The following is a 13,579-nucleotide window of genomic DNA, read 5'->3' as shown; positions in this document are numbered from 1 at the left end:
CCGGTCTTTAAAGGTGAGGCTTCGGTGGCGGGATGTCCGCCGGACACGGCGTGACGATTGACCTTCGACCGCAGAAGAAATGTGCGCGTGGCACTAGCTGTTTTTACGGCGGGCCGCGGGCCTTCTTGATGTCAAAAGCCGAGACCGGTAATTTGTTCGCGCTGTTTCATGCGGATAACGCGCCGTCGCACGGAGTGCAGGGTATCACAGCGCGCGCAAACGCTCTCGTGCGGTAATTAATGCTGAAACGGACCTTTGGTAGTTTGCGGGCGGTTTATGCGTGCTTCTGCACGTCGTGCGACGAGCACATGGTGGTCGTTGTGCGGCACGTAGGCGGCCGAGTGGTCATGGGGTCTCTCGCGTACCCGCCTTCTGCCGGTCTCGATTTGAACGTGAATGAGCGACCACCAGCCGTACTAGCCCTCCATGCAGAGTCGAACTTCGACTCGGGATCTCGGCCTATCGAATTGCTTCGGCTTCCTTATGAACAGCAGCGGACAAGACCGGACTGAATGACCAGACGAAGCGCGCAGCGCCTTCGGGCAGAGAAACCCCTCGCGCTTCCCGTTTCGATACTCCGGCTAACCCCGCACCCGCCCTCGCCTCCTCTCCGTCTCGACGACCTCATCGAGCAATTCATCATGCAGTCCGCGCAGCACCTCGACGAAAGCCGACGCGAGCCGCTCGCGCGGACGATGCGGCGGAAACAGCAGATACGTCGGAAAGCGCGTGTGCGGCAGGAACGGCCGAATGACGATCTCCGGCCCCGCGAAGTCGCGAGCGACGATCGGATGCGCAAGCGTCACGCCCATGCCGTGACGGACCATCTCGCAGCACATCGCCGTGTATTGCGCCTCGATGGCGAGCACGCGCTGGACGCCCGCGCGCTGAAACACGTCGTCCATGGCGGCGCGCGTACCGTCGCCGTGACACAGCGAGATGAACGATTCACCTTCGAGATCCTTCGGGCGGATGCTGCGCTTGGCCGCGAGCCGGTGATTCGCCGGCATTACGCAAACCGCAGGCACGTTCGATAGCTGCTCGACCTCGCAATCCGACGCCTCGCTCACATAGACCGCGACGCCGAGATCGCAGAACTGCGATGCCGTCCAGTGATTGACCGTGCCCGACGTGTTCACATGCAGCGAGACCGTCACGTCCGGAAAGAGCGCGACGAAGCGCTTGATCGCGTGCGGCACGAGCGTCATGCCAGCCGATGGCATCGCCGCGATGCGCAAACGTCCGCTGCCCAGATTGCGAATCTGGGCCGCCGCGTTGGCGAGTCCCTGCAAGCCGACGAACGCGCGCTCGACCTCGCGAAAGAACGCCGTGCCCTCGCTCGTCGGAATAAGCCGCACGCCGCTGCGCTGGAAAAGCTGCAGGCCCGTGTCGCGTTCGAGTTGCGAGATCAGGCGACTCACGTTCGGCTGCGACGTAAAGAGCGCCTTGGCTGCGGCCGTCATCGATCCCGACACCATGACCGCGCGAAACGCCTCGATGTGCTTCAGGTTCATGCGTGCTTTCCCCTAAGTGCTGACCACGATGACGAGCCAATGTATATCAACTGTGCATGGGTCAGTATTTTATCTGTATTGGACGATATGAATTGTCGGCGCGACACTCGATTCATCGACGGGACCACACCCCGCGTCCCACGCCCCCCGCCATGGAGATCACGTCATGAAAAGAGCGTTGCATCGCCGTCTGTTCGCCCTTTCCGCTCGCCCCGCGATCACCGCTCTGGTGATCGCCGCAGCCTGCGCCACGCCGATGCTCGCGCAGGCCGAAACCACGCTGTATGTCGCGAACGTAGGCGGCTCGAACGAGCAGCTCTATCGGCAGAAGATCATCCCGGCCTTCGAGAAGTCGCATAACGTAAAGGTGGTCTACGTGGCGGGCAATTCGAGCGACACGCTCGCGAAGTTGCAGGCGCAACGAGGGCATCAGCAGATCAATGTCGCGGTGATGGACGACGGCCCGATGTATCAGGCGATGCAGATGAACCTGTGCGCGAAGCTCGACGACGCCCCCGTCATGAACGACGTCTATCCGCTCGCGAAGATCGGCCCGAGCGCGATCGGCGTCGGCATGGTGGCGACGGGCATCGGCTATAACGAGGAAGCGTTCAAGAAGGCCGGCCTGCCGCCGCCCGACTCGTGGAAGGTGCTCGAAGATTCGCGCATCAAGGGCAAGCTCGGCGTGCCGCCGATCACCAATACCTACGGCCTGCACACGCTCGTCATGCTCGCGCGGCTGTCGGGCGGCGGCGAGAAGAACATCGACCCCGGCTTCACCGCGATGACCAAGCAAGTCGCGCCCAACGTGCTCTCCTGGGCGCCGACGCCCGGCGAGATGGACGGCCAGATGCAATCTGGCGACGTGATTCTCGCGCCCTACGGCAGCGGCCGCGCCGTCGCATTGCAGAACACGGGCTTCCCGCTCAAGTTCATCTACCCGAAGGAAGGCGCGGTGGCGTTGCAGGTGGCGGCGTGCGTCGTCGCGGAGAACGCGCAGCCGAAGCTCTCGCAGGAGTTCGTGCAGTACCTGCTGACGCCGGAAGTGCAAATGCTGCAAGCGCAGAACATCGGCCTCGGTCCGGTCAACAAGACGGTGAAGCTCGCGCCCGAGGTCGCGGCGCGCGTGCCTTATGGGCCCGATCAGGTGGCGAAGCTGACCGCAGTGGACTGGGCGACCATCAACCAGCATCGCACCGAATGGACGGAACGCTGGAATCGCACGGTCGAGCGCTAAACGAGCATCTGCCGAAGGAGTCACGCGCATGGCATTTCTGACGCTTCAGGGCATCTCCAAACGCTACGGCGATTTCACGGCAATCGAACGGCTCGATCTCTCGGTTGAACGCGGCGAGTTTCTGTCCCTGCTCGGTCCGTCCGGATGCGGCAAGACCACGACCTTGCAGATGGTCGCGGGCTTCGTCACGCCGACGACCGGCCGCATCGAGCTCGACGGCCGCGACATCACGAATGAACGCCCGGAGAAGCGCGGCATCGGCGTGGTGTTTCAGAGCTACGCGCTGTTTCCGCACATGACGGTGGCGGGCAACGTCGGCTTCGGGCTGGAGATGCGCAAGGTCAGGCGCCGGGAGCGCGAGGAACGCATCGAAGAGGCGCTCGCGCTCGTGCGGCTCAAGGGCCTCGGGCATCGGTATCCGAAGGAGTTGTCGGGCGGCCAGCGGCAGCGCGTGGCGATTGCGCGCGCCATCGCGATGCAGCCCGAACTGCTGCTGCTCGACGAACCGATGTCCAATCTCGACGCCAAGCTGCGCGAGGAAATGCACATCGAATTGCGCGCCATTCAGAAGCGCCTCGGCATCACGACGATTCTCGTCACGCACGATCAGGTCGAAGCGATGACCATGAGCGACCGCATCGCGGTGATGCATCGCGGCACCATCGCGCAACTCTCGACGCCGTACGACGCTTACGAACGTCCCGCCACGGCGTTCGCGTCGACGTTCCTCGGCCGCACGAACGCGTTCGCGGGCGAAGTGCTGCTGCGCAATCCGCGCTGCGCGGTGGTCGACGTCGCCGGCACGCAACTGCATGTGCCGCACGAAGGCCGTCAGGTGGATGGCGCGGTGAACGTCTATATCCGCCCGGAGAAAGTGCATCTCGCGAACGGCGATGCGCGCATCAAAGGCCACATCGCGACGCGCGTGTTCGTCGGCAATCAGTGGCTGCTCGAAGTCGACACCGCGCTCGGCAAGCTGCGCGTCGCGCAGCCGAATCATGGCGCGCCGCCGCCCGAGGAAGGCGATGAAGTGGGCCTCGCCTGGACCGACGACGATCTGCGCGTGCTCACGCAGGAAAGCAGGGAGACGCAGCATGGCCACGCTTGACGACGCCCGCCCCGGCGCGGCGCCGTGGCTGCTCTCCGGGCCCGCGCTGCTGCTCTTCACCGGCTTGCTGCTGGTGCCGCTGGTCCTCACGCTCATGCTCTCGTTCCGCGTCTTCAGCGATACGGCGGGCGTCACGTCCGCGTACACGCTTGCGAACTACTGGGAAGTCGTGAGCGACCCGTATTACGGCACGATCTTTCTGCGCACGGCGGGCCTCGCATTCGGCGTCACGCTGCTCTCCATCGTGCTCGGCGTGCCGGAGACGATCATCCTCGCGCGCATGAGAAAGCCGTGGCAATCGCTGTGTCTTTTGATCGTGCTCGGGCCGCTGCTCATTTCGGTGGTCGTGCGCACGCTCGGCTGGCAGATCCTGCTCGGCAACAACGGCGTGCTCAACAACGTGCTGCAAGCGCTGCACGTTACTAGTGAACCCATCCGCCTCGTCTTCACGATGACCGGCATGATCATCGCGCTCACGCACGTGCTGGTGCCGTTCATGGTGATGTCCGTCTGGGCCAACATGCAGAAGCTCGACCCGCAGGTGGAATGGGCGGGCCGCTCGCTCGGCGGATCCCCGCTCAAGGTGTTCCGGCGCGTGGTGTTGCCGCAGATCATGCCGGGCGTGCTGTCGGGTTCGATCATCGTCTTCGCGCTGTCGGCGTCCGCGTTCGCCACGCCCGCGCTCATTGGCGGACGGCGGCTCAAGGTGGTCGCGACCGCCGCCTACGACGTTCCGCTGGTTCCACGCGATCATCGAAAACGGCGACATCGTGTCCGCGTTCTGGCTGTCGATCAAGCTCGCGTTCGCGGCGGCGACCATCGGCGTGCTGCTCGCGGTGCCCGCGGCGCTGGCCATTGCGCGTTACCGTTTTCCCGGCCGCGCCGCGCTCACCAGCTTCTTTCTCTCGCCGATGATGATTCCCGCCGTCGTGCTCGGCATCGCGTTCCTGCGCTTCCTGTCGATGCTCAATCTGTCGGGATCGTTCTGGTCGCTGGTGTGCGCGCATGTGGTGATCGTGCTGCCGTATGCGCTGCGGCTCGCGCTGTCGTCGGCGGTGGGGCTCGACCGCGATGCCGAACGCGCGGCGCTTTCGTGTGGCGCGAGCCGCTTCACCGCGTTTCGCCGCGTCGTGCTGCCGATGATCCGCACGGGCGTCGCGGGCGGCTGGGTGCTCTCGTTCATCCAGAGCTTCGACGAGCTGACGATGACCATCTTCGTCGCCACGCCCGGCACCACGACGCTGCCCGTCGCGATGTACAACCAGATCGCGCAGACGATCGATCCGCTGGTCGCGAGCGTGTCCGCGGTGCTGATCGTCGGCACGGTGCTCCTGATGATCCTGCTCGACCGCATGGTCGGACTGGACCGTATCCTGATCGGAGAAGCCCGATGACTTCTGTTAGTCCCGACGTAATCGTTCTCGGCGGCGGCCTGGTGGGTTCCGCCGTCGCGTACGGCCTCGCTCGCGAAGGCGCGCGCGTGACCGTGCTCGATGAAGACGACGGCGGCTTTCGCGCCTCGCGCGGCAACTTCGGCCTCGTGTGGATTCAGGGCAAAGGCTACGGCCTGTCGCCCTACGCGCGATGGTCGCGCAGTTCGGCGGCGCGTTGGCCCGCGCTCGCGGAATCGCTGCATGGCGAATCGGGCGTCGATGTGGCGCTGCGTCAGCCCGGCGGCTTCCACTTCTGCTTCAACGACGCCGAGCTCGCGGACCGCGAGAAGCGTCTGTCGACGTTGCAAGCCGAACTGGGCGACTACCCGTATCAGATGCTGACGGCCGCCGAAGTGCGCGAGCGCATTCCGCAGATCGGACCGAAGGTGATCGGCGCGAGCTACACGCCGATGGACGGCCATGTGAATCCGCTCAAGCTGCTGCGCGGCCTTCACGCGTCGATGCAGGCGCGCGGCGTGCGCCTCGTGTCCGCCGAGCGCGCCGAGCGCATCGTGCCGGAGAGAAACGGCTTCGTCGTGCACGGCAAGCGCGGCACGTATCGCGCCGGGCGCGTGGTGCTCGCGGCCGGCCTCGGCAATCGCACGCTCGCGCCGTTCGTCGGGCTGAATGCGCCGGTCGCGCCGAATCGCGGACAAGTGCTCGTGAGCGAGCGCGTCGCGCCGTTCCTGCATTATCCGACGCTCAACGTGCGCCAGACCGACGAAGGCAGCCTGCAATTCGGCGATTCGATGGAAGAAGTCGGCTTCAACGACTTCACGACGACACACGTCCTCGCCGATATCGCCCGCCGCGCCGTGCGCGCGTTCCCGCTGCTCGAACACGTGCGGCTCGTTCGCATGTGGGCCGCATTGCGCGTCTACAGCCCGGACGGCTTCCCGGTCTATGACCAGTCGGAGGCGCATCCCGGCGCGTTCGTCGTGACCTGCCACAGCGGCGTGACGCTCGCCGCCGCGCACGCCCTGCGCATCGCCCCGTGGATTCTCGGCGCGCCGATTCCCGACGAGCTTCCCGCCTTCTCCGCGCGCCGCTTCGAGCACGCCAAAGAACTGATCTCCGCACATTGAGCCAGCACGACATGACTTCATCGACACCTTCGCTTTTCAAGCCGTTGCCGGGCGCGGATAGCGCGAACATCGACATCTTCTTCAACGGTCAGGCTTTGAGCGTGCCGGGCGGGCGCTCGGTCGCGGCGGCCCTGCTCGCGGCGGGCGTGTCGCGGTTTCGCGCGACGCCGGTCTCCGGCGCCCCGCGCGCGCCGTACTGCATGATGGGCGCGTGCTTCGAATGTCTGGTCGAGATCGACGGCGTGCCGAGCCGCCAGAGCTGCATGGTCGAAGTGCGGGCCGGCATGCGCATCCGTTCGCAGGAAGGCGCGCGCGATCTGCCGCCATCCGTCGATACCGATACTGCCGATGCATCGCTGGAGAACGCGCATGGACGCTAACCTCGTCTCATCGAACGCCGAAGCCGTGGATGTCGTCGTGATCGGCGCGGGTCCTGCGGGCATGAGCGCCGCGACGCGAACGGCGCGCGCGGGCCTCAAGACCGTTTTGATCGACGAACAGGATGCGGCCGGCGGGCAGATTTATCGCGGCGTCGGCCGTGCGGATGCGCGCCGCAAGGAGATTCTCGGTCCCGACTACGCGGCTGGCGGCGCGATCGCGCAGGCGTTCGCGTCATCGGGCGCGCGGCATCTGACTGGCGCGACCGTGTGGCAGGTCACGCGCGAGCGCGGCATCAACTATCTGAAGGACGGCAAGATCGGCAGCTTCGAGGCACAGCGTGTGATTCTCGCGAGCGGCGCGATGGAGCGGCCCTTCCCGATTCCCGGCTGGACGCTGCCCGGCGTGCTGACGGCGGGCGCGGCGCAGATCCTCCTCAAGAGCGCCGGCGAAGTGCCCGCCGCGCCGCCGGTTCTCGCGGGCTGCGGACCGCTTTTGTATCTGCTCGGCTGGCAATACGTTCGCGCGGGCGTGCCGATTCGCGCGCTCGTCGATACGACGCGCCACGAAGACCGCTGGCGCGCGAAGCGTCACATGCTGTCGGCGTTGCGCGCGTGGCCGTATCTGAGCAAAGGCTTGCACCTGATGCGCACGCTGCGCGAAGCGGGCGTGCCCATGTTCGAGGCCGCCGACGACCTGCGCGTGGAATCGCGCATCGGCACGGACGGCGCGGAGCATGCGAGCGCGCTCAGCTTCACGACGCAGGGCGCGGCGCATCGCATCGAAGCGGACGTGATCTTGCTGCATCAGGGCGTCGTGCCCAACACGCAGTTCACGCAGGCCTTGCGCGCGGCGCATCGTTGGGACCATGCGCAACTCTGCTTCACGCCGAAAACCGACGCATGGGGCGAGCTGGACGTGCCCGGCATCTTCGTCGCGGGCGATGGCGCGGGCATCGGCGGGGCGCAGGCGGCGGCGCTGCAAGGCGCGCTCGCGGGCGTCGCCGTGGCGGCGCAACTCGGGGCGATCGATTCGGCCAGGCGCGATCTCGAAGCGACGTCGCTCCGACGTGATCTGGCCGGCGCCATGCGCATTCGGCCGTTCCTCGATTCGCTGTATCGTCCGCGCGATGCGAACCGCATTCCGAAGAACGAAACGATCGTCTGCCGATGCGAGGAAGTCACCGCGGGCGAGCTGCGCCAGTTCGTCGAGCTGGGCTGCGTCGGGCCGAATCAGGCGAAGTCGTTCGGACGCTGCGGCATGGGGCCGTGTCAGGGCCGCATGTGCGGGCTGACGGTGACGGAGGTCATTGCCGATGCGCGGCGCGTGTCGCCGGCCGAGGTCGGCTACTACCGCATTCGCCCGCCGATCAAGCCGCTCACGCTCGGAGAACTCGCCGGTGAATGAGATCAGCGAAGCCGATGTGATCGTCGTGGGCGGCGGCTTGCACGGCACCAGCAGCGCATTCCATCTCGCGAAGCGCGGCGCGCGTGTCGTCGTGCTCGAAGCCGACTATGTGGCGCGGCACTCGTCGGGCGTCAACGCGGGCGGCGTGCGCACGCTCGGACGTCCGCTACCCGAGATTCCGCTCGCGCTGATGTCGCGTGACATGTGGCATGGCATGAAAGAACTGCTCGGGGAAGACGGCGGATTCGTTCCATCAGGACAACTGAAGATCGCCGAAACCGAAGCGGAACTTGACGCGTGCCGCGAGCGCGTGGCGCTGCTCGAATCGCATGGATTCACGCACGAGAAAGTGATCGATCGGCAGACCGTGCTCGAACTGGAACCGGCGCTAGCGAAACACGTGACGGGCGGCATCTGGGTCGAGCGCGACGGTTATGCGCTGCCGTATCGCACCACGACTGCATTCCGGCTCGCCGCGCAACGGCTCGGCGTGCGGTTTCTGGAAGGCACGCCGGTCACGCGCATCGAACCACGCGGCGCGCGATGGATCGCGCAGACGCCGCGCGGCACGTTCAGCGCCGGGAAGATGCTGATCGCGTCGGGCGCGTGGTCCGGCGAACTCGCGAAGCAGGCCGGCGAGATCGTGCCCGTGCATCCCGAAGGGCTCATGCTCATGGTCACGCATCGCGTCGCGCCCTTCTGCCGCGCAACGCTCGGCGCGACGGGCCGGCCGCTGTCGTTCAAGCAGTTCGATAACGGCACGGTGGTGATCGGCGGCAAGCTGATCGGCATTGCCGAGCTGGCGAATCGCCACGGCGAAGTGGACTTCATGCGCCTCGTGAAGAGCGCGAAGACCGTCACCGATCTCTTTCCGCATCTGCGTCATCTCGGCGTCAATCGGGCGTGGGCGGGCGTCGAAGCCTTCACCGAAGACGAACTGCCGGTCATCTCCGCGAGCCGCGCTGCGTCGAATTTGTACTACTCGTTCGGCTATTGCGGCAGCGGCTTCCAACTCGGGCCGGGCTGCGGCAAGCTCGTCTCCGAACTCATGCTCGACGGCGCGCCTTCCCTTTCGCTCGATGCGTTCGCCATCGACCGGTTCGACAAGCGCGCTGCGTCGTCATCGAGCGAGAACGCCGCGACGCTCGTCGCGCACTGATTCCATCTTTTCAAACCGCCGCGCGTGCCCACGGCATGCGCGGACCTCGCATGCAAAGGAGCCATTCAATGAGCGATATCGTTCGTATCGACACCAATCAGCGCATGAGCCGCGTCGTCAAGGCGGGCGGGCTCGTGTTCATCGGCGGGCAGACGTCCGCCGATCAGACGCCCGACATCAAGCGGCAGACCGCCAGCGTCCTCGAAAAGATCGATGGCTATCTGGACAAGGCGGGCATCGACAGAACGCGTCTGGTGTCGGCGCAAGTGTGGGTCGCGAACATCGAGCGCGATTTCGCGGGCATGAACGAAGTCTGGGACGCGTGGGTGCCCGAAGGCTGCGCGCCGGCGCGCGCGACGGTGCAGGCGCAACTGGCGTCGCCCGCGTTGCTGGTGGAGATCGCCGTGGTCGCGGCGAGCTGAAGAACGCGCTTTTTCCAGTCGATTGCAGCGGTGGCGGTGAAGAGCCTGCCGCCATTATCATAGGTCCGCTGCCCGCCGCCCGAAACGTGTACCTGAGCCGAACTCAGTGAACACCGATAACCGCATTGAACACAAGCGCCATGATCAGGCCGACCACCGCCACGATGGATTGAACCACCGAGATCGTCTTGGTCGCTTCGCCCATCGTCATGCCGAATGATTCCTTCACCATCCAGAAGCCGGCGTGGTTCGCGTAGTTGAAGAACAGCGAGCCGCAGCCGATCGACAAAGCCAGCAACGGCAAGTTGAGGCTCGGATCGGCTCCGGCAAGCGGGGCCAGCAAACCTGCTGCGCCGACGATACCGACCGTGGCCGAGCCGGTCGAGACGGAAAGCGCCATGGCAATCAGCCAACCCAGAATCAGCGGGGGAAAAGCGAAGTGCTGCGTGAGATGGACGATGGCCTCGCCCACCTTTGCGCTCGTCAGCATCTCCTGGAATGCGCCGCCTCCCGCGATGATCATGATGATCGATGCAATCGGCTTGAGACTCGTGCCGAGCGCGTGGCGCAGCTTCTCGGCATCGCCTCCTCGCGCGAGGACCAGGGTCGTGATGGCGAACAGTACGCCCAGCAACATCGCGATCAGCGGATTGCCGAGGAAGCTCGCGACATGCAGCATCGGCGAGCTTTTCGGCAACACCATCTCCGCGACCGCATGAACGAGCATCAGGATGGCGGGCAACAACGCGGCCAACACGCCCAGACCGACGGCAGGCCGCCGGTCCGTGGGTGCCTGCTCCACGACGGTGAACTGGTCCAGCAAGCCCTGATCGGGTCGCGTGCTCATGCGTGGTGAAATGAACGCGCCATAGAGCGGGCCTCCCAGAACCATCGCGGGAATCGCCGCAAGAAAGCCATACAACATGGTGGGGCCCACCGAAGTCTTCAGCGTGGCGATCGCAGTCAATGGCCCCGGATGAGGCGGGACCATGCCGTGCATGGCGGCCAGCGCCGAAATCACCGGCACACCGACGTACACATAGGCCGAGCCCTTGAAGCGGGCGTGGCTTTCCAGCTTGCGCGCGACGCTGAAGATGAGGGGCAACATAACGACCAGCCCCACTTCGAAGAACATCGGAATGCCCACGACGAACGCCACGAGCGTCATGGCCCACGGGATCATCCGGTCAGAGGCGCGCCTTAGCATGGCTTCGGCGATCTGCTCAGTGATACCCGCATCGGCGAGGATCTTGCCGAGCATCGCGCCCAGCGCGATGACCACGCCCACCGCGCCCAGTGTCTTTCCCGCGCCGTTCGTCAGATGCTTGACGATGCTTCCCGGCTCCATGCCGGTGGCGAAGCCCACGCCAATGGATACGACGAGCAACGCGAGAAGCGGATGCATCTTGATGCGCGACACGATGAGCGCGACCAACACCAGCACGCTGAAGAGCGCGGTGAGCAATAAATCGATGTCTAGAGGAGTCATTTGATCTGTCTTCGGTTCGAAGTGTGTTGCCAGATGCGCGGCGGGGCTTTATCGGGGACGTCAGGCGCGATTACTGATTCGCGGCCTCGTGATCGAACATGTAGAGGCTCGCGGGCGTGTGCGTCAGCACGACGTTGCGTTCTTCCGGGTCCGGGATCAGCGCGTGCAATAGGTCCAGCGCACTCGACATTTGCTCGGACTTCTCGAACTGCGTATGCGGCCAGTCGCTACCCCACATCAGGCGATGCAGCCCGAACGCATCCCTCAAAAGATCGAATGCCTCGCGGGCCTCGCGCTCGACGACATCGTGGTCCGGCCAGTTGCGGTATGCCCCGGATACCTTGACCCATACGCGCTCCGATCGACCAAATTCGAGCAGACGGCGAAAGCCTGCATCGCTCGCGCCGAGAGCGGGATCGGGCCTGCCGAAATGATCGACGACGACGTTGACGCCCGCTTCGAGAAGCGGCGCGACGATGCCTTCGAGCCTCGCTGCTTCCGCGTGCACTTCGACATGCCATGCGAGTTCCTGCACATGAGCCAGCGTGCGCGCGCTCACCCAGTGGTCGAGCGGATTGTCGGCGTGGCCGATCAGATTCAACCGGATGCCGACGATGCCCGCTTCGGCCATATCGGCCAGCGCATGCGGTTCGCAATCCCGCGCGATCACAGCCACGCCACGCAGCCTGTCGCGCGCGCTTCGCAGTGCGTCCAGCAGATAGCCGCAATCGGTGCCGAGAAAGCTGGGCTGCACGAGCACGCCGCGCGCTATTCCGTGCGCATCGAGTTCCGCGAGGTAGGCATGCAACGGCGCGTCGTAATCGGGCGCATAGCGGCGATGCTCGGCGAGCGGAAGACCGCGCCTGAAGACATGAGCATGCGTATCGACTGGCGCGATCCCGGATCGACGATGCGCATCCTTTCGACGGCTCACGTCTGTCTCCGACTCAGGGAGCATGGGTCTTTCCTCATCAATGGTTTCGACGCCGCGTGAAGGGCGGGCGCGTCAATGCCTCGGAGCGTGAGCGAGCGGACGCGAGTCCTCCGCGGTGGGCGCGACTTCGCCCAGCACGCGGCCGCGCGTCTCCGGCAGCATCAGCACGGACAGCACGACGATGGCGTAGGCGAGGCCCGCATCGATGCCGATCGCCGTGCCGAGCGACATATTCGCCGACATATGCCCGACGAGCACGGGGAATCCCGCCGACACGACGCGGCCGAAGTTGTAGCAGAACCCCACGCCCGTGCCGCGCACGCCGCGCGGATAGAGCTCGTTGAACAGCGCGCCCATGCTCGCGGGAATGCCCGCCGCGAAGAAGCCGAGCGGAAAGCCGAAGAACAGCATCGCGGTATTGCCGAGCGGAAGGAACAAATAGGCGACCACCGTTATCACGCAGCAGATCGCGAATGTGAGGATGGTTCCGCGACGACCGATGCGATCCAGCAATTGCGCGCTGACGAGACATCCGCAAAAGAACGCGACGATGACCACGGCGAGATAGCCGCCCGTACCGAGCACGGACAGATGACGCTCGCTCTTCAGGAAAGTCGGCAGCCACGTCATCAGCGCGTAATAGCCGCCGTGCGCGCCGACGCCCAGCAGCGCGCCGATCAACGTCATGCGAAGCATTCCCGCTGAAAAGATGCCGGCCACCGGTGTGGGTTGCGTCTCGGTGAGGCGCACTCGCGCGTCGCGCGTCGCTTGGGACGATTGTGACGACGTTCCCGGCTCGTGCACGCCGCGCCGGACGTACAGGATCAGAAGCGCGGGAACGATGCCGATGGCGAACATCACGCGCCATGCCGTGGCCGCGGGCACGAACGAGAACATCAGCGCATACAGCAGCACGGCTGCGCCCCAACCGACGGACCATGCGCTCTGCACGCTGCCCATCGCCTTGCCGCGATGCTCGTTGCGGATGGTCTCGGCCATGAGCACGGCGCCTGCCGCCCACTCGCCACCGAAGCCGAAACCCTGCAACGTCTTTAGCACGAGAAACTGCGGATAGTTCTGCGCGAACGCGCACAGGAAGGTGAAGACGGAAAAGAACGCGACGGTCCATTGCAGTGTTCTGACGCGTCCGAACCGGTCGGACAGCATGCCGGCAATCCATCCGCCGAGCGCCGACGCAACGAGCGTGACGCCGCTCACGAGTCCCGCTTGCGTGCGGCTGATCGACCACTCGGTGATGATCGCCGGAATGACGAGGCTGAACATCTGCACGTCGAGCGAATCGAGCGCCCATCCGCCGAAACACGCCCAGAACGTCCTGCGTTCATTGCCCGAAATTTCTTTGAACCAGTTGAACATGCCGCCCCCTCTCCCGTCTCCGTCGCCGGTTGTATT

At 65.3% G+C, this 13,579-nt stretch carries 11 protein-coding genes and 2 pseudogenes; 9 read left to right on the top strand and 4 right to left on the bottom strand.

Translation table 11 applies throughout. The annotated features are described in order from the left end of the window. Positions 1 to 581: 581 nt before the first annotated feature. Entirely contained in the window at positions 582 to 1,514 is a 933-nt protein-coding gene (locus tag NCR34_RS23130) for a LysR substrate-binding domain-containing protein (protein WP_250501124.1), read from the bottom strand. 166 nt (positions 1,515 to 1,680) lie between these two features. Between NCR34_RS23130 and NCR34_RS23125 the strand changes: the two genes are divergently transcribed. The 9 genes and pseudogenes from NCR34_RS23125 (at position 1,681) to NCR34_RS23085 (ending at position 9,743) form a co-directional block, all read left to right on the top strand. Next, a complete protein-coding gene (locus tag NCR34_RS23125) occupies positions 1,681 to 2,751 on the top strand; it encodes an ABC transporter substrate-binding protein (protein ID WP_250501123.1) in 1,071 nt (356 codons plus the stop codon). Between the two features lie 28 nt (positions 2,752 to 2,779). After that, positions 2,780 to 3,859, top strand: coding sequence for an ABC transporter ATP-binding protein (locus NCR34_RS23120; RefSeq protein WP_250501122.1), 1,080 nt, complete (start codon positions 2,780 to 2,782; stop codon positions 3,857 to 3,859). Next, positions 3,846 to 4,589: pseudogene (locus NCR34_RS23115) on the top strand (ABC transporter permease); the annotation flags it as partial. The gene NCR34_RS23120 and the pseudogene NCR34_RS23115, both read left to right, overlap by 14 nt. Then, positions 4,588 to 5,253, top strand: a pseudogene (locus tag NCR34_RS23110) (ABC transporter permease); the annotation flags it as partial. The pseudogenes NCR34_RS23115 and NCR34_RS23110, both read left to right, overlap by 2 nt. Next, a complete protein-coding gene (locus tag NCR34_RS23105; protein ID WP_250501206.1) occupies positions 5,250 to 6,377 on the top strand; it encodes an NAD(P)/FAD-dependent oxidoreductase in 1,128 nt (375 codons plus the stop codon). The pseudogene NCR34_RS23110 and the gene NCR34_RS23105, both read left to right, overlap by 4 nt. Before the next feature lie 11 nt (positions 6,378 to 6,388). After that, complete coding sequence (locus NCR34_RS23100; RefSeq protein WP_244851731.1) at positions 6,389 to 6,757, top strand: (2Fe-2S)-binding protein; 369 nt, start codon at positions 6,389 to 6,391, stop codon at positions 6,755 to 6,757. Then, positions 6,747 to 8,162 carry an NAD(P)/FAD-dependent oxidoreductase gene (locus NCR34_RS23095; RefSeq protein WP_250501121.1) on the top strand — a complete coding sequence of 472 codons (1,416 nt, stop codon included), beginning with the start codon at positions 6,747 to 6,749 and terminating at the stop codon, positions 8,160 to 8,162. Before NCR34_RS23100 ends, NCR34_RS23095 begins: the two co-directional genes overlap by 11 nt. Then, positions 8,155 to 9,321, top strand: a complete 1,167-nt coding sequence (locus NCR34_RS23090; RefSeq protein WP_250501120.1) for an NAD(P)/FAD-dependent oxidoreductase — start codon at positions 8,155 to 8,157, stop codon at positions 9,319 to 9,321. The genes NCR34_RS23095 and NCR34_RS23090 overlap by 8 nt, the downstream gene beginning before the upstream one ends. A 68-nt stretch (positions 9,322 to 9,389) precedes the next feature. Continuing rightward, positions 9,390 to 9,743, top strand: a complete 354-nt coding sequence (locus tag NCR34_RS23085; RefSeq protein ID WP_250501119.1) for a RidA family protein — start codon at positions 9,390 to 9,392, stop codon at positions 9,741 to 9,743. 103 nt (positions 9,744 to 9,846) lie between these two features. Here NCR34_RS23085 and NCR34_RS23080 read toward each other — a convergent pair whose 3' ends face one another. The 3 genes from NCR34_RS23080 to NCR34_RS23070 form a co-directional block, all read right to left on the bottom strand. Continuing rightward, complete coding sequence (locus NCR34_RS23080) at positions 9,847 to 11,232, bottom strand: GntP family permease (RefSeq protein WP_250501118.1); 1,386 nt, start codon at positions 11,230 to 11,232, stop codon at positions 9,847 to 9,849. 70 nt (positions 11,233 to 11,302) lie between these two features. Then, a complete protein-coding gene (locus tag NCR34_RS23075) occupies positions 11,303 to 12,190 on the bottom strand; it encodes an amidohydrolase family protein (protein ID WP_250501117.1) in 888 nt (295 codons plus the stop codon). Between the two features lie 48 nt (positions 12,191 to 12,238). Continuing rightward, complete coding sequence (locus NCR34_RS23070; RefSeq protein ID WP_250501116.1) at positions 12,239 to 13,543, bottom strand: MFS transporter; 1,305 nt, start codon at positions 13,541 to 13,543, stop codon at positions 12,239 to 12,241. Positions 13,544 to 13,579 lie beyond the last annotated feature (36 nt).

The sequence above is a fragment of the Caballeronia sp. GAWG1-5s-s genome (genome assembly GCF_023631445.1).
Classification (GTDB): Bacteria; Pseudomonadota; Gammaproteobacteria; order Burkholderiales; family Burkholderiaceae; genus Caballeronia.
Note: the sequence above shows the minus strand (reverse complement) of the source record. Positions and strands in the feature narration are given on the sequence as shown.

Excerpts from the sequence above, each read along its gene's own strand:
- NCR34_RS23130 (WP_250501124.1), bottom strand. The coding sequence starts at position 1,514 with ATGAACCTGAAGCACATCGAGGCGTTTCGCGCGGTCATGGTGTCGGGA.
- NCR34_RS23125 (WP_250501123.1), top strand. The coding sequence starts at position 1,681 with ATGAAAAGAGCGTTGCATCGCCGTCTGTTCGCCCTTTCCGCTCGCCCC.
- NCR34_RS23120 (WP_250501122.1), top strand. The coding sequence starts at position 2,780 with ATGGCATTTCTGACGCTTCAGGGCATCTCCAAACGCTACGGCGATTTC.
- NCR34_RS23105 (WP_250501206.1), top strand. The coding sequence starts at position 5,250 with ATGACTTCTGTTAGTCCCGACGTAATCGTTCTCGGCGGCGGCCTGGTG.
- NCR34_RS23100 (WP_244851731.1), top strand. The coding sequence starts at position 6,389 with ATGACTTCATCGACACCTTCGCTTTTCAAGCCGTTGCCGGGCGCGGAT.
- NCR34_RS23095 (WP_250501121.1), top strand. The coding sequence starts at position 6,747 with ATGGACGCTAACCTCGTCTCATCGAACGCCGAAGCCGTGGATGTCGTC.
- NCR34_RS23085 (WP_250501119.1), top strand. The coding sequence starts at position 9,390 with ATGAGCGATATCGTTCGTATCGACACCAATCAGCGCATGAGCCGCGTC.
- NCR34_RS23080 (WP_250501118.1), bottom strand. The coding sequence starts at position 11,232 with ATGACTCCTCTAGACATCGATTTATTGCTCACCGCGCTCTTCAGCGTG.
- NCR34_RS23075 (WP_250501117.1), bottom strand. The coding sequence starts at position 12,190 with ATGCTCCCTGAGTCGGAGACAGACGTGAGCCGTCGAAAGGATGCGCAT.
- NCR34_RS23070 (WP_250501116.1), bottom strand. The coding sequence starts at position 13,543 with ATGTTCAACTGGTTCAAAGAAATTTCGGGCAATGAACGCAGGACGTTC.